Origin of the sequence: Kitasatospora sp. NPDC088548 (assembly GCF_044753005.1) — a bacterium.
Taxonomy (GTDB): Bacteria; Actinomycetota; Actinomycetes; order Streptomycetales; family Streptomycetaceae; genus Kitasatospora.
Genome location: NZ_JBIVMI010000010.1, coordinates 145,729 through 164,014 on the forward strand (window position 1 = coordinate 145,729; position 18,286 = coordinate 164,014).

The 18,286-nt window shown below is 73.0% G+C and carries 14 protein-coding genes; 8 read left to right on the forward strand and 6 right to left on the reverse strand.

Features of this window, described 5'->3' with window-relative positions; all coding sequences use genetic code 11:
• Window positions 1-153 precede the first annotated feature (153 nt).
• Window positions 154-348, reverse strand: a complete 195-nt coding sequence (locus ACIP82_RS15535) for a DUF397 domain-containing protein (RefSeq protein WP_400653716.1) — start codon at window positions 346-348, stop codon at window positions 154-156.
• Window positions 349-766: 418 nt separating this feature from the next.
• Between ACIP82_RS15535 and ACIP82_RS15540 the strand changes: the two genes are divergently transcribed.
• The 3 genes from ACIP82_RS15540 to ACIP82_RS15550 all read left to right on the forward strand — a co-directional run bounded on the left by ACIP82_RS15540 (window position 767) and on the right by ACIP82_RS15550 (window position 7,177).
• On the forward strand, window positions 767-2,137 hold the full coding sequence (locus tag ACIP82_RS15540; RefSeq protein WP_363607870.1) for a TIR-like protein FxsC: 1,371 nt from the start codon (window positions 767-769) through the stop codon (window positions 2,135-2,137).
• On the forward strand, window positions 2,134-6,126 hold the full coding sequence (fxsT, locus tag ACIP82_RS15545) for an FxSxx-COOH system tetratricopeptide repeat protein (RefSeq protein ID WP_400653717.1): 3,993 nt from the start codon (window positions 2,134-2,136) through the stop codon (window positions 6,124-6,126). The genes ACIP82_RS15540 and fxsT overlap by 4 nt, the downstream gene beginning before the upstream one ends.
• Before the next feature lie 73 nt (window positions 6,127-6,199).
• Entirely contained in the window at window positions 6,200-7,177 is a 978-nt protein-coding gene (locus ACIP82_RS15550; protein WP_400653718.1) for a 2-hydroxyacid dehydrogenase, read from the forward strand.
• Between the two features lie 24 nt (window positions 7,178-7,201).
• On the opposite strand, the gene ACIP82_RS15555 is transcribed toward ACIP82_RS15550, so the two are convergent.
• The 3 genes from ACIP82_RS15555 to ACIP82_RS15565 form a co-directional block, all read right to left on the reverse strand.
• Entirely contained in the window at window positions 7,202-8,056 is an 855-nt protein-coding gene (locus ACIP82_RS15555) for an alpha/beta fold hydrolase (protein ID WP_363607908.1), read from the reverse strand.
• A gap of 23 nt (window positions 8,057-8,079) precedes the next feature.
• Entirely contained in the window at window positions 8,080-8,979 is a 900-nt protein-coding gene (locus tag ACIP82_RS15560; protein WP_363607868.1) for a DUF4231 domain-containing protein, read from the reverse strand.
• A 249-nt stretch (window positions 8,980-9,228) separates the two neighbouring features.
• The gene (locus ACIP82_RS15565; protein ID WP_400653719.1) at window positions 9,229-9,993 is read right to left on the reverse strand and encodes an SIS domain-containing protein; all 765 of its coding nucleotides are present in this window, start codon (window positions 9,991-9,993) and stop codon (window positions 9,229-9,231) included.
• 233 nt (window positions 9,994-10,226) lie between these two features.
• Between ACIP82_RS15565 and ACIP82_RS15570 the strand changes: the two genes are divergently transcribed.
• Window positions 10,227-10,919, forward strand: a complete 693-nt coding sequence (locus ACIP82_RS15570; protein ID WP_363607866.1) for a metal-dependent transcriptional regulator — start codon at window positions 10,227-10,229, stop codon at window positions 10,917-10,919.
• Window positions 10,920-11,437: 518 nt separating this feature from the next.
• On the opposite strand, the gene ACIP82_RS15575 is transcribed toward ACIP82_RS15570, so the two are convergent.
• Entirely contained in the window at window positions 11,438-12,145 is a 708-nt protein-coding gene (locus ACIP82_RS15575; protein WP_400653720.1) for a bifunctional DNA primase/polymerase, read from the reverse strand.
• A 306-nt stretch (window positions 12,146-12,451) separates the two neighbouring features.
• Here ACIP82_RS15575 and ACIP82_RS15580 point away from each other — a divergent pair, with 306 nt between their 5' ends.
• Both ACIP82_RS15580 and ACIP82_RS15585 read left to right on the forward strand, forming a co-directional pair.
• Complete coding sequence (locus ACIP82_RS15580) at window positions 12,452-13,828, forward strand: transcriptional regulator (protein ID WP_363607864.1); 1,377 nt, start codon at window positions 12,452-12,454, stop codon at window positions 13,826-13,828.
• Window positions 13,829-14,001: 173 nt separating this feature from the next.
• On the forward strand, window positions 14,002-15,171 hold the full coding sequence (locus ACIP82_RS15585) for a hypothetical protein (RefSeq protein ID WP_400653721.1): 1,170 nt from the start codon (window positions 14,002-14,004) through the stop codon (window positions 15,169-15,171).
• A 116-nt stretch (window positions 15,172-15,287) separates the two neighbouring features.
• On the opposite strand, the gene ACIP82_RS15590 is transcribed toward ACIP82_RS15585, so the two are convergent.
• A complete protein-coding gene (locus tag ACIP82_RS15590) occupies window positions 15,288-16,586 on the reverse strand; it encodes an ABC transporter substrate-binding protein (protein WP_363607862.1) in 1,299 nt (432 codons plus the stop codon).
• Window positions 16,587-16,781: 195 nt separating this feature from the next.
• Between ACIP82_RS15590 and ACIP82_RS15595 the strand changes: the two genes are divergently transcribed.
• Together ACIP82_RS15595 and purU are read left to right on the forward strand one after the other, a co-directional pair.
• The gene (locus tag ACIP82_RS15595) at window positions 16,782-17,297 is read left to right on the forward strand and encodes a hypothetical protein (RefSeq protein ID WP_363607861.1); all 516 of its coding nucleotides are present in this window, start codon (window positions 16,782-16,784) and stop codon (window positions 17,295-17,297) included.
• A 99-nt stretch (window positions 17,298-17,396) separates the two neighbouring features.
• The gene (gene purU / locus ACIP82_RS15600; protein ID WP_363607860.1) at window positions 17,397-18,263 is read left to right on the forward strand and encodes a formyltetrahydrofolate deformylase; all 867 of its coding nucleotides are present in this window, start codon (window positions 17,397-17,399) and stop codon (window positions 18,261-18,263) included.
• Window positions 18,264-18,286 lie beyond the last annotated feature (23 nt).

Genomic DNA, 18,286 nt, shown 5'->3' on the forward strand with positions numbered 1-18,286 from the left:
TTCCGGACGGGGCTGGACCTACGTCTTTGGCGAACCCGGCCGCAGGGAAGCCGTGGGCGTGCGGCCAGGTGTGAGGGGCGCTCCTGGGCTGAACGACTGCGGCCCGTGCCCCGGGTTGTCGGGGCACGGGCCGCGAATCCAACGAAGCCCGGGTCAGGGGGTGAAGTGGTCGAACTCGCCGGCTTTCGCGCCTCGGATCCAGGCGTCGAGTTTGGCTTTGGTCGTGGTGACGACGGTGGAAGGGTTGTCCGACTCGCGAATGTGGACGAGGTCCCCGTCCGTCGCGATCTCGATGCAGTCGGCTCGGTCGTTGCTGAAGCTGGACTTCTCCCAGTTGAGCTGGGCCATGGCTGCCTTCCTCGGACCTTGTAGCGGATGTGCCGGATCAATCACCTCAAGTCCCGGGAGGCCGGCGACGGTGAGGTGGCGGCAGTGTCCAGCGGAGCGAGCGCCAGGCTGTTGAGCCGGCCGGACTTCCGCCGGTACGAGGCTACTCCTTCGGGATCGCCAGGAACGACGAACGGGTGCAGGTGACGGGCCACCGGGGGCGCCTCCCCGCGCGCCGGGACAGCGCCGGAGCAGCGCCGGAGTGCCGTTGGGGCGGAGGGCAGCGCCCGGGCGGCCCGTGTGGGGGCGATCGTTTCGGGCATGTCAATTGGTGCGGCTTGTTGTGCTATTCCATTGGGGTGTCGTTCGTTCCTACACTGAAGCCCCGCGCACGGGGGCTGCGGGATCAAGGTTGCCGACGGGCCAGGGGGAGGCGCGTGTGAACGACCGTGGCTGGGACGAGGACTCCGCCCGGCCGTACTTCTTCCTCAGCTATGCCCACACCCCGAAGTCCGGTGCCCGGGGGGCCGGTGACCCCAACCACTGGGTGCGGCAGTTGTACCGGGATCTCTGCGAGGCGGTGCTGCAGTTGACCACCGCGCCCGCCGGGGTGTCGGTGGGGTTCATGGACGAGTCCATGCACCAGGGCGAGTTGTGGGCCGAGCGGCTCTCGGAGGAGTTGGCCACCTGCCGGGTGTTCGTGCCGCTGTACTCGCCGCGGTACTTCAACAGCGTCCCGTGCGGGCAGGAGTGGTACTCGTTCACCCGGCGGCCGGTCTATCCGGCGAACATCGACTCGGAGCGGACAAGCGGTATCGTACCGGTGCTCTGGGCGCCGATGAGCCGTTACAAGCTTCCGCAGGTGGCCAGCGAACTCCAGTTCAACCACGCCAGTTTCGGCCCGGACTACGCCACCGAGGGCCTGTACGCGCTGATGAAGCTCAGCTACTTCCGGTCCGCTTACGAGCTGGCCGTGCACCGGCTGGCCCGGCGGATCGTCGAGGTGGCCGAGGAGACGGTGATTCCGGTCGGCCGCCGGCTGGAATTCCAGTCGCAGCCCAGCGCGTTCAATGTGGCCGCGCCCACCAAGCAGCTGCGGATCTCCGTACTCTCCTACCACCAGGGCGAGTTGCCGCCCGACCGGAACCCCGACTTCTACGGGCCCAAGCGCACCGACTGGCACCCGTACCGGCCGGCCGCCGGTCGGTCACTGGCCGACCACGCGGTGCGTCTGGCACGGCAGCTGGGGTTCCAGGCGACCGTGCACGAGTTCGACGACGAGGCCGAGGCGATCACCGGGGGCGGCGACCCGGCCGCGCCCGGTCTGCTGTTGCTGGACCGCTGGGCGCTGCGGGACGAGCGGCGCCGTGAGCTGGTCCGCCGCTTCGACCGCTCCGACTCGGCCTGGGTGAGTGTCCTGGAGCCGTGGAACCTGGAGGACCCGGACTGCGTCGAGCGCCACGGTGAGCTTGGCGAACTCAGTGACCAGGCACTGAAGTTCACCCATCGTTCGGCTCGTCCGAGCTTTCTCGGCGCGACCGGAGGACCGCCCGGGCTGGCCAGCCTGGAGGAGTTCGACGACGCGCTGCCCCGGGCCGCGATGAAGGCCAAGTACGCCTTCGAGGGCCGGACCAGGAACGAACCGGACGAACCGGCGGCGCCGAGGCCCAGTCTGCGGGACGCTTTCCGGTACGGGCGCGGACGGGACGGACCCGGATCCGGATCCGCACCATTCGGCCACGACCATCCAGCACGTGACGGAGGCGACCGCCCGGACGACGGGATGCCGCCCGGGGGAGGAACCCTATGAGCGACAACCGCACCAGGAACCTCCGCATCGGCGGCCTCAGCGCCGCCGACCTCGCCGCCCAGCGCGAGGCGGAGCAGGACCGGAACGGCCGGATCATCACCTTCTACTCCTACAAGGGCGGCACCGGGCGCACCATGGCGCTCGCCAACACCGCCTGGATCCTGGCGGCCAACGGCTTCCGGGTGCTCACCGTGGACTGGGACCTGGAGGCGCCTGGCCTCGCCAAGTTCTTCCACCCGTTCCTCGACCCGACGGCGCTGGCCGGCACCACCGGGATGATGGACCTGATCGCCGAGTACCGGGAGGAGGCGCTGCGGCCGGTCGAGCACGCCGAGGGCTGGCACCTCGACTTCGCCCGGGTGCACCCGCACGCCCTCTCGCTCGCCTGGCCCGGCTTCCCCGGCGGCGGCAGCCTGGACTTCCTCTCCGCCGGCCAGTTCAACCGGGACTACTCCGAGGCCGTCACCCACCTGGACTGGGACATCTTCTACGACCGCTTCGACGGCGGGCAGTTCTTCGACGCGCTCCGCGCCGACATGCGCAAGCGCTACGACTACGTGCTGATCGACTCCCGGACCGGCCTCTCCGACATCGCCGAGATCTGCACCGTGCAGATGCCCGACGACCTGGTGGTCTGCTTCACCCTGAGCGACCAGTCGATCGACGGCGCCTCCCGGATCGCCCAGCACATCCACGACCGCTACCGCGAGCGCGGCATCCGCATCCTGCCGGTGCCGATGCGCATCGACGAGGGCGAGAAGGAGAAGGCGGACGCCGGCCGGGCGCTCGCCCGGATCCGCTTCGACGGGCTGCCGGCCGGCCTGAGCGGCGATGAACTCGCGCACTACTGGGGCTCGGTGGAGATCCCGTACCGGCCGTTCTACGCCTACGAGGAGATCCTGGCGACCTTCGGCGACCAGGGCGGCACCCCGACCTCGATGCTCGCCGCCTGCGAGCGGCTGACCGGTGTGATCACCGAGGGCCGGGCCGCCTCGCTGCCGACCGTCGACGAGGAGGTCCGGCTGCGCTATGTGGACGCCTTCACCCGGCGCCGCCCGTCCGTGCCGGCCGACCTCTACCTCTCCTACGTCCCCGAGGACCGGATGTGGGCGGACTGGATCGAGTCCGTCCTGACCCGGGCCGGGTTCCGGGTGCTGCCCCGCGACCTGAGCGCGGGCTCGGACCCGCGGCAGGAGACCGAGCGCGGCATCGACGCCGCCTACCGGACGGTCGCCGTGCTCTCGCCCGCCTACCAGCGCTCGCCGCAGGCCCGCGCGCTCTGGGAGTCCGTGGTCAGCTCCGACCCGTCCGGCACCCGCCGCCAGCTGGTGCCGGTCCGGGTCGGCGACGTCCGGCTCACCGCGCCGTTCAGCAACCGCAACCCGGTCGACCTGGTGGGCCGGGACGAGGTGCAGTCCGTGCAGACCCTGCTGCGCGCGCTCGGCCGGTCCGAGGTCACGCTCGCCGACACCACCGGCACCGGGCCGCGCTTCCCCGGCAGCAAGCCGCAGGTCTGGGACGTGCCGCCGCGCAACCCGTCCTTCACCGGCCGCTCCGCGGTGCTGGAGCAGCTGCGCAACCAGCTGCGCGGCGGCATGGCGGCGGTGCTGCCCACCCCGCAGACCCTGTACGGCCTCGGCGGCGTCGGCAAGACCCAGGTGGCGCTGGAGTACGCGCACCGCTTCATGTCCGACTACGACCTGGTCTGGTGGATCGACGCCGAGCAGACCGAGCTGGTCGCCCCGGCCCTGGCCGATCTGGCCCGCCGGCTGGGCCTGCGGGTCGGCGACTCGGTCACCGAGGCCGCCGAGGCGGCCCGGGAGGCCCTGCGCCGCGGGGTGCCGACCTCCCGCTGGCTGCTGATCTTCGACAACGCCGACGAGCCGGCCGAGATCCGCCGCTTCTTCCCCGGCGGCTCCGGCCACATCCTGGTCACCTCCCGCAACCAGGCCTGGTCCGGCCACGCCGAGGCGCTGGAGGTGGACGTCTTCACCCGCGGCGAGAGCGTCGAGCACCTCTGCCGGCGCGCCCGCGGGCTCTCCCGGGCCGACGCCGACCGGGTCGCGGAGGCGGTCGGCGACCTGCCGCTGGCCGTCGAGGTCGCCGCCGCCTGGCTGGACACCACCGGCACGCCGGTCGGCACCTATGTCGCCCAGCTGCACGCCGAGGCCGCCCGCGCGCTGGCCGTCGCCCGGCCGGCCGACTACCCGACGCCGGTCGGCGCCACCTGGAACGTCTCCATCGCCCGGCTGCGCACCCAGTCGCCCGCGGCGGTACGGCTGTTGCAGCTCTGCGCGTTCTTCGCGCCGGAGCCGATCTCGATGAACCTCTTCTACAGCGACCAGATGATCCGCGCGCTGGTGAAGTACGACGAGGACCTCAACGACAAGTTCATGCTGGGCAAGGTGATCCAGGCGATCGGCCGGTACGCGCTCGCCAAGGTCGACGCCGGCAGCAACAGCTTCCAGGTGCACCGGTTGGTCCAGGCGGTGATCCGGTCCGAGATGAGCGACGAGGAGCAGGAGACCGCCGTCCACGAGGTGCACCGCATCCTCACCGGCGCCCGGCCCGTCCTCGGCGACACCGACGACCCGGCCAACTGGCCCGCGTTCGACGAGATCTGGCCGCACCTGTCGCCGTCCAAGGCGCACAACTGCGACGAGGCGGACACCCGCCAGCTGCTCATCGACCGGGTCCGCTACCTGTGGAAGCGTGGCGAGCTGGACCGCGCCCGCGACCTCGGCCACGCGCTGGACGCGGAGTGGACCCGCAAGCTCGGCACGGACGACCGGCAGACCCTGCTGCTGCGCTTCCAGCTCGCCAACGTGCTGCGCTCGCAGGGCAATTACGCCGACGCGCTGGCCCTGGACGAGTCCACCCTGGAGCGCCAGCGGGTGCTGCTGGGCGAGCACCACCCGTACACCCTGATGACCGCGGGATCGCTGGGGGCCGACCGCCGGGCGCTCGGCCGGTTCCAGTCCGCGCTCGACATGGATCGCGAAATCCTCGACCAGTTCAGGGAGTTGTTCGGGGAGGAGCACCCGCGAACGCTCTCCATGGCGAACAACCTGGCGATCGACTACCGGCTGGTCGGCGACAGCGAGGCCGCCCGCGACCTCGACCGGGAGACCCTGGACCGGCGTACCGCCGTGCTCGGCGCGCGCCACCCCTACACCCTCTCCACCAAGTCCAACCTCGCCCGGGACCTGCGCGAACTCGGCGACTACAAGGGCTCGGCCGACCTGCTCCAGGAGGTCACCAACGACTTCGGCGACGTGCTGGAACCCGACCTGCCGGAGAACCTGCGCAACGCCAAGTCGCTGGCCGTCTCGCTGCGCAAGGCCGGCCAGCTCGCCGAGGCCCGCCGGATCACCAAGGAGACCTACGAGCGCTACCTGGAGCGCTACGGCGCCGACGCGCCCGACGCCCTGGCCTGCGCGCTCAACCTGGCCGCCGACTACAGCGCCTCCGGTGACAAGGAGGCCGCCCGCGACCTGGCCATCACGGTGTTCGAGGGCCACCGGCGGCTGTTCGGCGACGAGCACCCGTTCACCCTGGCCTGTGGCAACAACCTGGGCATCTACCTGCGCGGCAGCGGGGACATCCGGGAGGCGATCGACCGCGGCCAGGCCACCGTGGAGGCGCTGCTGCGGACCGTCGGGGGGCAGCACCCGTTCACCCTGAACGCGATGATCAACCTGGCCAACGCCTACGGCGACGACGGCCAGTACACCCGGGCCGAGGAGCTGGAGCGCACCGCCTACGAGGGCCTCTGCGCGCGGTACACCCCCCGGCACCCGGACGCGGTGGCCTGTCAGGCCAACCTGGCCGTCACCCTGCGCTCGGCCGGCCGGCACACCCAGGCCGCCGAGCTGCGGGCCAAGGCCGTCGCCGAGCTGATCCGCCAGTTCGGCGAGGAGCACCCCAACACGGTCTCGGCCCGGGGCTGGAAGCGGATCAACCGCGACCTCGAACCGCAGCCGGTGTGACCGGCGGCCCGTCCGGCCGGCGTACCCTGCCGCAGGCGCCCGGCGGCCCGCGGCAGGGTACGCTGCGGGCCCTATGACCCAACTGTCCTCTTTGCCCCCGGTCCTGGTCACCCGACGGCTCGCGCCCGGGGTGGCCGAACGGCTCACCGCGCACCATGCCGCCACCTGCCACGACACGGACCTCCCGATGGCCCGCGGTGACCTGCTGGCGGCCGTGCGCGGCCGGTCCGCCGTCATCACCACCCTGGACGACGTGGTGGACGGCGAGTTCCTGGACGCGGCCGGCCCGGGGCTGCGGATCGTCGCCAACCACGCGGTCGGCCACCACAACATCGACCTCGCGGCCTGCGCCGAACGCGGGGTGCAGGTCAGCAACACGCCCGGCGTGCTCACCGCCGCCACCGCCGACATGGCCTGGGCCCTGCTGCTGGCGGCCACCCGGCGGCTCGGCGAGGGCGAGCGGTGGCTGCGTTCCGGGCGGCCGTGGGCCTGGGCGCCGAACTTCCTGCTCGGCCTGGAGCTGGCCGGCACCCCGCTCGGCATCCTCGGCATGGGCCGGATCGGGCAGGCGGTGGCCCGCCGGGCCCGGGCCTTCGACATGCCGGTCGCCTACCACAACCGCCGTGAGCTGCCGCCCGGGGAGGCGGACGGCGCCACCTGGCTGCCGCTGGACGACCTGCTCGCGCGGTCCGCCGTCCTGGTGGTCACCTGCCCGCTCAGCGCCGCCACCCGGCATCTGCTGGACGCCCGCCGGCTGGACCGGCTGCCGCCCGGCGCGGTCGTGGTGAGCATGACCGCCGGAGTGGTGGACGAGCTCGCGCTGGCCGCCGCACTGGAGTCCGGGGCGCTGTTCGCGGCCGCCGTCGACAACTTCGAACGCGAGCCCGAGGTGCCGTCGGCGCTGCTCGCCCAGGAGCGGGCGGTGCTGGCCCCGCACCTGGGCAGCGCCACCGTCCGCACCCGGCAGGCGATGGGCGGCCTCGCGGTGGACAACGTGCTGGCGGTGCTGGCCGGCGGCGCCCCGGTGACGCCGGTGACGGCGGCCCGGTAGGACCGGCAGGACCGGCCGCGGCGGCTACCCGGCCGCCCAGCTGAGCGCGGTGGTCATCATCCGGAAGGCGCCGAAGTGGGCGGCGCCGGGCTCCAGGAAGAGCGCGGCGCCGGGGATGTGGTCGGCCAGCCAGCGGGAGTGCTCGACCGGGGAGAACTGGTCGTCGGCGCCGTGCCAGAGCCAGGCGGGCACGGCGATGTCCTCGACCTTGAAACCCCAGTCGGTGGTGAACGCCAGCACGTCGTCGATCCAGCCGTCGGCGCTGTGCCGGAACGCCTCCCGGTAGTTGCTCTGCAGCATCCTCCGCAACCCGGTGTCGGCGACCACCTCCCGGTCGGTGGACGGCAGTTCGGACCGCAGGCCCTGCAGGAGACTGACCGGGTCGTCCTTGATCTGCTGGGACCGGAACTGCATGGCGTCCGCGATCCGCTCGCGGCCGCGCTCGGCCTCCTGGTACGCCCGGACGTTGGACGGGGTCATCCCGGCGTACCAGTCCAGGCCGGCCGCGTTCCGCGGCGCCAGGCTGACCAGCACGGCCACCCGGCTGACCCGCTCGGGCAGCAGTGCCGCGCAGGCCAGCGCGTGCGGGGCGCCGCCGGAGCGGCCGAGCACCGCGAACCCGGCCAGCCCGAGCTCGTCGGCGATGGTCCGGACGTCCGCCGCCGCCGCGCTCACCCGGCGGCCGGGCAGCCGGGTGGAGTCGCCGTAGCCGGGCCGGTCGAAGGAGATCAGCCGCACGCCCAGCCGGTACAGCACGGTGCTGCGCGGGTGCGGGCCGACCCGGCTGCCCGGCATGCCGTGCAGCAGGAACACCGGCCGGCCGCGCGGGTCGCCCAGGGTCTCGACGGCGAGGACGCGGTTGTCCGCGGCCTTGACCATCCGTAACGACACGCGCGGCCTCCTCAGTGGTCCCGGTCGGTGGTGGCGCGGACCTCACGGCGGGCCTGCCAGGTGGTGTGCTCGCGGGAGACCGCGTCCTCGGCGTCGCGGGCCAGCCGGGCCCAGCTCTCCTCGGCGCCGGCCGCCCCGACGTCGAGCCGGGCGAGCTGGTGCCGGATCAGCTCCAGCTCGTCGGCGGCGAGGCGGTAGGCGGCGGCCAGCGGCCGGTACTGGCGCAACTGCGCCCAGGCGGTGACCGACGCGGCCACCGCCGAGACGGTGCCGAGGGCGTCGTAGCCGAACTCGCCCATCGCCCGCAGCACCGCCAGCACCAGGCCGAGCAGCGGCAGCACCACGCCCAGCACCCCGGTCCAGAAGCCCGCCCGGGCGCAGTACCGGGCCTTGGCCCGGTACCAGTCGTGCTGCACCTGGATCCGCTCCCTGAGGTACACCTCGCGGCGCACCGCCAGCGGCCGGCCGCGCAGGTCGCGCATCGCGTCGGTGATCTCCGTGCCGGTGCCCGCGCCCACCGCACGGCTGCCCCGGAAGGCGTGCAGCACCCGGCCGAGCTGGAAGCTGTACAGGCCCTCGGCGTCCGGCAGGCTGCGCGGCGGCGGCTGGTAGGCGTCGGCGCGGACGGCGTACTTCCACGCCAGCGTCTTCACCGACTCGGCGGCGGCCCGGCCCTCGTACCAGAGGCCCTGCGGGTTCTGTCGGCTGATCACCAGGGCGAGCACGATGGCGCCGAGATAGGCGAGGGCGGCCAGCCAGGCCCAGGGGTCGCCGTCGGCGGAGCCGGTCGCGGCGGCGGCGACCAGCAGGACCAGCTCCCAGGCGGAGAGCAGCACGGCCCGCCGCTGCCCCTGCTGCGAGGCCGAGTCGGCGGCCCAGAACAGCTCGGGCAGCAGCTCGTGCTCGCGCACCCACCCCATCGGACCCGCATCCGACGCCATCCTCGGCCCCCACCCGTCGCTCCGGTCGCACCGCTCTCCTGCCCCGGGCGGCGGGCCGGTACGCCTGGTGGGGCGTCCGGCCGGGCCGCAATGGCCGGGAAGCCTCCGAGGTTGTCCCATATCGCGGTGCCGGGGCGGGGACCGGCACCGGGAGCCGCGAGCGCGGCCCCGGCGCCGAATCGGAACGTGCGGACCAGAACGTGGACCGGAGCGTGCGGATCAGAACGTGTAGAAGATCCGCTCCGCGTTGTCGGCCATCTGCTTGGCGTTCCACTCCATGCCGCCCGGCACGTTGCCGGAGCGGAACAGCGGCGGGGTGGCGCCGGTGCCGGCGGCGGCCGCGTCGGCCAGCCGGCCGACCGCCGAGGCGACCACGGCCTGCATCAGCGCGCTGGCGACGATGGTGGAGACCGGGCCGAAGGTGGTCTCGGCGGCCGGATGGGTCAGCTCGCCGTCGCCGACCGCGATCTTGTTGTCCAGCACCACGTCGCAGTGGTCCTTGAGATAGGTGCCGGAGGGGTGCGCCGAGGCCACCTCGGCCGGGTACGCCAGCGAGGTCAGCCCGATCACCTTCAGACCGCGGGCACGGGCGTACTGGGCCAGTTCGACCGGCATGATCTGGCGGCCGGAGAGCGAGATGACGAACAGCAGGTCCCCGGCGGTGGCGGGAGTGAGGTCCAGGGTGGTGGTGGCCAGGCCGGAGACCCGCTCCAGCGCGCTGGAGAGCGGGGCCGGCATCACCGTCACCCCGGCCATCCCGGGGACGTCGAGCAGGTTCACCGGAACGAGTCCGCCGGCCCGGTAGACCACGTCCTGGGCGGCCAGCGAGGAGTGGCCGGAGCCGAAGGTGAAGACCCGGCGCCCCTCGGTGACAGCCTCGGCCAGCAGCGTGGCGGCCGCCTCGATGGACTCGGCCTCCTCGGTGCGGACCCGCTGAAGGTGGGCGATCGCGGCATCGAAGTACCGGTCGACCAGCTCGTTCATCGGTTGCCTTCGCTCTCTGCCGGTGGGGGCGCCGGCCGGGTGGGGCGGCCCGGACGATCCGGACCGCCGGTGGAGAAAGCTACGGCGAGCACCGTGCTGCCTGACCGGCGCCGCTGTCAACAGCCACGGGAACGGCGACGAAAACCGGGGCCCGTGTCCGTCGTGCGGGCCCGGTAGTCGGTGCGGTACGTCAGAATTGGCGGTGAGGACACCGAGGAACGGAGCCAGCGGCGATGTCTGGGCTGATCGACACCACTGAGATGTACCTTCGCACCATCCTGGAGCTGGAGGAGGAGGGCATCACCCCGATGCGCGCCCGGATCGCGGAGCGCCTGGAACAGAGCGGCCCGACGGTGAGCCAGACCGTCGGCCGGATGGAGCGGGACGGACTGCTCCAGGTCGCGGGGGACCGTCACCTCGAACTCACCGAGGAGGGCCGCAGGCTCGCGGTGCGGGTGATGCGCAAGCACCGCATCGCCGAGTGCCTGCTGGTCGACGTGATCGGCCTGGAGTGGGAGCAGGTGCACGAGGAGGCCTGCCGCTGGGAGCACGTGATGAGCGAGACGGTCGAGCGCAAGGTCCTGGCCATGCTCGGCCACCCCACCCAGTCCCCGTACGGGAACCCGATCCCGGGCCTGGACGAGCTGGGTGACACCAAGGCGGAGGGCGAGGGCTTCGACGCCGCGCTCGTCACGCTGGACGCGGTGCGGCCGGGGGACGGCGGCGCCAGCGTGGTGGTCCGCCGGATCGGGGAGCCGATCCAGACGGACGAGGAGCTGATGCGCACGCTGCGCCGGGCCGGCATCCGGCCGGGCTCGACGGTCCGGGTCTCGGCCGGGGTCGGCGGGGTGCTGGTGGGCACCGGCGAGGACGCGGCGGAGCTGGGCAAGGAGATCGCCCAGCACGTGTTCGTGGCCCAGGTCTGACGCCGGCGAGGCCGGCGAGGCCGACGGCGGACCAGTGGGCGCGGGTCGACGGACCCGGGCGACGAGCCGATGAGCAGGGCCCGGTGCCCCGTGCACCGGGCCCTGCTCGCCCCCAGCCCCTCCCCGTCCCCTCCTGTTTCCGCGCCACCGGACCTCCCCGAGCTCGGCCGGTGGCGCGGCCCCTCCGTCCCCTCCCGGTCCCTCCCGTTCCCCTCCGTCCCTCCCGACCGCCTCGCCCGGCTTCCCCGTCCGAGCGACCCTTCCGGCGTCCCCTCTCGGTGAAATTTCTCCCCTCGGCAGATCATGGCAATCCTTGAGCGCTGTCACTCGTACGAGGGGCTTCCGCCGTTGATCAGCGGGTACACGGAAGCCTTATCCGCACAGGCGTGTGACGGACCCCGTCTCCGGTGGGAGACAAGGCCCGTCAGCCGTGCGCGGGGTGTCGCGCATCGCACGCCCTCACCCGATAGGCGTAGGGCGGCCGTTCACGGGACGGTGAATCAGTGGGCCGGCCGGCCTCAGCGCACCGCCGCCGGCTGGGCCGGCCGGGCGTCGGCCGCGGGGGCCTCGCGCCCGCACGCGTACGCCAGCGGGCTGATCAGCTCGGCGCCGTCCGGCAGCCAGCGGTTCGCCGCGGAGGGCGGGCGGGCCCACTGGGCGAAACCGGCGGGGCCCACCCTGGACGGCGGTGCCACCGTCCAGTCGCCCTCGCCGCGGGCCACCAGGTCCAGCCGCCCCGGCGGCCAGCCGAGCCTGCGCAGCAGCTCCGGCAGCCTGGCCGCGACTCCGGGGAGCGCCAGGAAGTGCAGCCGCCGGCCCACCCGCCCGGGCGCGGCCGGCACGGCGATGACCGGGCCGAGCTGGAGGTTCATCCGCTCCATCCGGGCCAGCGCCAGACAGCCCGCCACCTCCGGCACGTCCAGGACGTCGAAGGAGCGGCCGGTGGGAAGCAGGATCGAGGCCTTCGGCCGGTCGGTCCACCAGTGCCGCACCGCGCCCGGACCGGCGCTCGCTCTGCGGGCCCAGTCCGCGTCGACCGGGTGGGCGCCGGGAAGCGCGCAGCGCGGGTCACCGCACGAGCAGTCGGCCGGTCCGTCCCCGTCAACCAGCCAGGTGCCCGGGGTGATCTCCCAGTGGCGGTTCTCGGCGTGGCCGACGGCTTCGGTGAGCAGTTGGGGCGGTCCGGCGTTCAGGCCCTGGTCGGGGGAGTCTGGGATGTCTTCCACGGGCTGATCAACTACCGTGCGTGAGGCTGGTTACGGCCCGGCGGGGGACGGCGTGTCGCACGGCGGCAATGTCACCCGAACCGGTGAGGCAACCGAGTTGGGGCGGCCCGGGACGGGCGCAGTGGGGGCGCATGGGAGCATTTACCAGGGCGCGTGGGGGGTGGGGATCGTCACCGTGGGTATCCCGCTGGCGTTGCTGATCGCTAACCTGGTGTCAGATTCCTTGGACGGTCGGACAGTCGGCAACAGATCAGCAGAATCTTCGCCCACCGGCCGGGACCGGAGGGTGTGGGGAGGCGAAGCCCAATGGCCGCGAGACCACTTGTCGCACGACAGCCCAACGAGCGTCTGCAGCAGCTGATTCAGGAGGCCAGCTGCTCCAACGCGGGCCTGGCGCGGAGAGTCAACCTCTGCGGGGCCGAGCACGGCCTGGACCTGCGGTACGACAAGACCTCCGTCGCCCGCTGGCTCCGCGGCCAGCAGCCGCGTGGGCAGGCGCCGGCGGTGATCGCCGAGGCGCTCGGCCGCAAGCTCGGGCGGAGCGTGTCGGTCGAGGAGATCGGCATGGCCGACGGCAAGAACCTCAGCTCCGGGATCGGGCTGCAGTTCGCGCCGACGCTGAACGCCGCGCTGGAGCAGGTCTGCGAGCTCTGGCGCAGTGACGTCGGCCGGCGGGACTTCCTGACCGGGGCGACGGTGGCGGCCTCCGCCCTGGTCGAGCCCAGCCGGGACTGGCTGATCACCCCGCCCGACCCGGTGGTGGCGCGGACCGGCGGGACGCGGGTCGGCCCGACCGATGTCGCCGCCATCCGGGCGACCACGGCGATGCTGGTCGACCTCGACCACCGCTTCGGCAGCGGGCACGTCCGCCCGGTGGTCGTCCACTACCTCAACAGTGTGGTCTCCGGGCTGCTCGGCGGCGCCTACCGGGAGGAGACCGGGCGGCAACTGTTCGCGGCGGTCGCCCGGTTGACGGAGCTGGCCGGCTACATGGCGGTGGACACCGGGCAGCCGGGCCTGGCCCAGCGGTACTACATCCAGGCGCTGCGGCTGGCCCAGGCCGCGGACGACCGCGGGTACGGCGGCTATGTGCTGGCCGCCTCGATGAGCCATCTGGCGGCGACGCTGGGGAACCCGCGGGAGATCGCCCAACTCGCCCGCGCCGCGCAGGAGGGCACCCGCGCGGTGGCCACCCCGACGGCGATGGCGATGTTCTACGCGGCCGAGGCGCGCGGCCACGCCCTGCTCGGGGACGCCCGCTCGTGCGAGGCGGTGGCCGCCAAGGCGCTGGAGGCGATGGAGCGGCGCCGTCCGGAGGACGACCCGGACTGGATCGTCCACTTCGACGACGCCTACCTGGCGGACGAGCTGGCCCACTGCCACCGGGACTTGGAGCAGGCCGGCCAGGCCGAGCACTACGCCCGCCGGGCGCTCGACCTGCACCCGCCGACCAGGGTCCGGCGCCGCGCGGTGGACTTGGTGCTGCTGGCCACCGCGCAGTTGCAGCAGCGGGACCTGGAGCGGGCCTGCGAGACGGGCGCGCAGGCGATGCGGCTGCTGAGCGGGCTGCGGTCCAACCGGGGCGTGGAGTACCTGGACGAGTTCCGGCGCCGGCTGGAGCCCTTCCGGGAGCAGCGGGTGGTCCGCGAGTTCCAGGCCCGGGTGGAGGCGGAGGCCGCCTGACCAGGTGTCGGTACGTCGCGTGAGGGGCCGGTGAGGGATGTCCCGCCCACGTGGTCACCTGCTTCGGTGAACCGGTAGCGTGGGCGCGACGTCCAAGGAACTGTGATGCTCCCAAGAACCGACGAGATGTGGTCCGCCGTCAGCGCGCGGTCGTGCACAGGTGAGGAATCGCGTTGAGCCAGCGCCGCTCGTATCCCAACTCGGGTGACTTCAACCTGGACGATCTGTTCCGCCCCGAGCCGGGCCGTCAGCCCGGACAGCAGCCGGGTCAGCAGCCCGGCCCGCCGCAGGGGCCGGGGCAGCCGGGCGTCCCGCCGGTGGGGCAGCCGTCCGGACAGCCGGAGTACCTCGGCGAGGACATGCACACGCCGCCGACCCAGGCCGTCCCGCCCCAGGGCGGCGGCTCGTGGGGCGGCGCGCCGCAGCCCGGGTACGGTGCGCCGCAGGCCGATGCCGCCCAGGCGACCCAGTACCTGCCGCCGTACCCCGGCGCGGACCCGCAGGGCGGCGGCTACCCGGTCCAGCCGGGCCACCAGCAGCCCGCGCCGGGCTACCCGCAGCAGCCGGACCACGGCTACCAGGCGTACCCGCAGGCCGCCCCGTACCACCCCGCCGCCCCGGAGTACCCCGGGCAGGACTACGCCGGTCACGACTACCCCGCGCAGGACTACCCGACCGGCCAGGGCGGCAGCGGGCGTTCCTCCGGAAAGCTGATCATCGGCGGTGTGGTGGCCGGCTGCGTGGCGGCCGGGATCCTGGTCGCCGTCCTGATCAACGGGGACGACCCCAAGCCGGGCAAGGAGAAGCAGGCCGCCCCGGTGGCCACCGGCAGCAGCACCGGCGCCGCGACGCCGACCGCGAGCGGTTCGGCCGCCGCGGCCGTCAGCCCGGAGGTCAAGGCCCAGGCCCAGTCGCTCTCCGACCTGCTGGGCACCGCCAGCGACAGCCGCCAGGCGGTGGTCGGCGCGGTGGCCGCGGTGCAGAAGTGCGACAAGCTGCCCGAGTCCCAGCAGGCGCTGACCGAGGCCGCGGGCAAGCGCCGGGAGCTGCAGACCAAGCTCGCGGCGCTGAAGACGGACAAGCTGCAGGGCGGCCCGCAGCTGGTCGAGCAGCTCAACGCGGCCTGGCAGGCCTCGGCGACGGCCGACGACGAGTACGCCGCCTGGGCGGGGGACTCGCAGGCCCCGGGCGCCTGCGACCCGAAGAAGCTGGACAACCAGCACTACAAGAACGCGGTCCAGGCCAGCGGCAGCGCCACCACCGCGAAGAAGCAGGCCTCCGGTCTGTGGAACGCCATCGCGGCCCAGACCGGCCTGCCGACCCGGGGCGACGGGGACCTGTAGGCGGGGCCGACAGTCCAGGGGCCGGGCGTCCAGGGGCCGGTGGCCCCCCCGGGAACGGACGACGGAGGGCCGGACCGGTCGGCCGGTCCGGCCCTCCACCGTCGGGCCCGCGGCGATCACGCCGGCGGCTTGCTCCCGGTGAGCACCCAGCGGACGTCCACGAAGCCCGGCTGCTGGAGGGTCATCCGCCCGCCCTTGACCACCTGGTAGGTGACCCAGGTGTTCACCAGCCGCGGCGACTCGGTGCTGGGCAGCATGTTGGTGGTGCCCCAGTTGAGCGGCGGGGTGACCCCGACGTCGACCTGGTCGCCGCTGTCCAGCAGCGCGGTCACCGTCTTGGCGGTGACCGGCCGCCCGGCCGCGCCCAGCCGGTCGGCCACCTGCCGGAACACCTCGTACGCGACCCAGGTGCTCTGCACCCCGGGGTCGGCGACGTCGATCGTCCCGCCGACGGTGTCGCCGCGGACCACGGTGCGCAGCGGGTCCCAGATCTTGGCCGACTCCGGCGGGTACCAGCTGGTCACGTAGGCGCCGGCCAGCGGGCCGCTGTCGCCGCCGGTGGAGTCCACCACCGACTGCTGGACACTGCCGATCACCGAGGCGATCCGGGTGTTCTTCGGGCCCAGCCGGCGGTACGAGTCCAGCAGGCTGCCGGTCGGCTCGGCACCGAGCGCGCTGGTGATGCAGTTCCCGGCCTCGTCCTTGCCGAGTGCCTTGCGGGCCACCGCCGTGTAGTCGGTGGACTGCTCCGGCGCCTTGACGTCCAGCAGCTTGATCCCGGCCGGCTTGAGGGCGTTGGCCAGGTAGCCGAGCAGGTTGTCGCCGGCCGGGGTGTCCGGGCGGACCAGGGAGACGGCCCGGCACCCGGCGTCGACCAGCTGGCGGCCGCTGCCGCCGATCAGGGCCGGCATGCCGCCGCCCACCGGGTACGACAGCGGGCTGCTGAACTCGGGCTGGGACAGGCCGTACCCGCCGATCAGCGGGATCCCGGCGCGCTCCAGGATGGGCATGAAGTTGTCGCCGTACTGGCTGTACGAGCCGATCACGGCGACCGCCTTGGCGTCCACGGCCTGCTGCGCGCAGGCCGTCACACCGTCCGCGGTGTTGTGCTCGTTGCAGGTCAGGACCCGCAGCTTGCGGTTGCCGAGACCGCCCTTGGCGTTGATGTCCCGGCCGATGGCCTCGGCCAGCGCGGTCATCCCGGGCCGGTCGGTGGAGCCGGTGCCGGACGGGGCCCAGGTCATCACAGTGAGGTCGCCACTGCCGGTCGAGGCATCGGCCGGTCCGCCGCACGCGGAGGCCGAGAAGAGGGTTGGGAGCAGGGCCACGGTGGTGACCGCTGCGGCGATCGGGCGACGGCGACGGTGCCGCGCGATCGGGTTCTGAGCCTGGAACGAGCCCCTTCGGCTGGTCATCGGTCTTCCCTCCCTGGGCGCTGTGCTGCGCACCGGCACCAGCCAAGCCCGCACGCCGCAAGGAGAGAGGGCGGAAAAGCGAAGGGACGGCGAACGAGGGCTGAAATCAGGGCGGGGACGCGTGTAGAGGAGGCGGAGAACGGGAGGAATGTGGAAGTGGAGCCCGAACGGTCGAGGAACGTACGATCGTTCTTCATGTCCGCCAGCACAGATTCTTCGCACCGGTCTGCCCGAAACCCTTCTCGTCCGGGCCACCGCTCCAGCACGATGGGCGGCATGCCGCTCAACGACCTGCCCTGGTGGCGCTGGCGAGCCCGACTGCGCTCGGCGCTGCACATGCTGTCCGATCCCGGTTTCCAGCAGGACACCTGGCTGGCCGGCCGCGAGGGCTACGGCGACGTGACCGACGCCGTCTACCGGCTGGTCGAGGACACCTGGCTGGACCGCTGGTCGGCGGAGAAGTACGTGGGCACGATCTTCCGGGACTCGGCCGAGGCCGCCGTGGTGGACGTCGCGGTGCTGCGGGTGGTCCGGATCCTGCACCAGGTCGGCGCGGACGCCCCGGCCTCCGCCTACCTCGGTCACCACGGCTGGCCGGAGGCCGTCCGGGCGGCCCGGGAGGCGCACGTCAAGCTGGCGGTGAACGACGGCGAGGACCCGGACACCCCGCCCCGGTCGCTGGACGTGCTGCGCATCCTGACCCAGGTCTGAGCCGTCCCGCAGTGCGGGCACCGGGACGGCCGCTGTCCGGAATGTGACACGCTGGACCGTCCACACGACGCAACGACCTCAGGACGGGACAACCCCACCGTGGAACAGCAGACGGCCAGCGCCCAGTACGTCCTCACGCTGTCCTGCCCCGACAAGCAGGGCATCGTCCACGCGGTCTCCAGCTATCTCTTCATGACCGGCTGCAACATCATCGACAGCCAGCAGTTCGGGGACGGGGACAGCGGGCTGTTCTTCATGCGGGTGCACTTCTCCGCCGCCGAGCCGGTCACCGCCGACAAGCTGCGGGCCAGCTTCGCCGCGATCGGCGCCTCGTTCGGGATGGACTGGCAGATCCACCCGACCGAGGAGAGGATGCGGATCGTCCTCATGGTCAGCAAGTTCGGCCACTGCCTGAACGACCTGCTGTTCCGCACCCGGATCGGCGCGTTGCCGGTGGAGATCGCCGCGGTGGTCTCCAACCACACCGACTTCCGCGACCTGACCGAGGGCTACGGCATCCCGTTCCGGCACATCCCGGTCACCCGGGACAACAAGGCCGAGGCCGAGCAGGAGCTGTTGGACCTGGTGGCCAAGGAGAACGTCGAGCTGGTCGTGCTGGCCCGCTACATGCAGGTGCTCTCGGACGGGCTCTGCACCGCGCTCTCCGGCAAGGTGATCAACATCCACCACTCCTTCCTGCCGAGCTTCAAGGGCGCCAAGCCGTACCACCAGGCGCACACCCGGGGCGTGAAGCTGATCGGTGCCACCGCGCACTACGTCACCGCCGACCTGGACGAGGGCCCGATCATCGAGCAGGAGGTGGCCCGGGTGACCCACGACATCACGCCGGACCAGCTGGTCGCGCTCGGCCGGGACGTCGAGTGCCAGGCGCTGGCCCGTGCGGTGAAGTGGCACAGCGAGCACCGGGTGCTGCTCAACGGCACCCGGACGGTCGTCTTCGGCTGAGCCCGGCACGCTCCCCGGGCGGC

Coding starts and splice junctions, on each gene's coding strand:
- ACIP82_RS15555 (WP_363607908.1), bottom strand. CDS start 8,056: ATGGTCAAGGCCGCGGACAACCGCGTCCTCGCCGTCGAGACCCTGGGC.
- ACIP82_RS15595 (WP_363607861.1), top strand. CDS start 16,782: ATGTCCGCCAGCACAGATTCTTCGCACCGGTCTGCCCGAAACCCTTCT.
- ACIP82_RS15550 (WP_400653718.1), top strand. CDS start 6,200: ATGACCCAACTGTCCTCTTTGCCCCCGGTCCTGGTCACCCGACGGCTC.
- ACIP82_RS15590 (WP_363607862.1), bottom strand. CDS start 16,586: ATGACCAGCCGAAGGGGCTCGTTCCAGGCTCAGAACCCGATCGCGCGG.
- ACIP82_RS15580 (WP_363607864.1), top strand. CDS start 12,452: ATGGCCGCGAGACCACTTGTCGCACGACAGCCCAACGAGCGTCTGCAG.
- ACIP82_RS15570 (WP_363607866.1), top strand. CDS start 10,227: ATGTCTGGGCTGATCGACACCACTGAGATGTACCTTCGCACCATCCTG.
- ACIP82_RS15565 (WP_400653719.1), bottom strand. CDS start 9,993: ATGAACGAGCTGGTCGACCGGTACTTCGATGCCGCGATCGCCCACCTT.
- ACIP82_RS15535 (WP_400653716.1), bottom strand. CDS start 348: ATGGCCCAGCTCAACTGGGAGAAGTCCAGCTTCAGCAACGACCGAGCC.
- fxsT (WP_400653717.1), top strand. CDS start 2,134: ATGAGCGACAACCGCACCAGGAACCTCCGCATCGGCGGCCTCAGCGCC.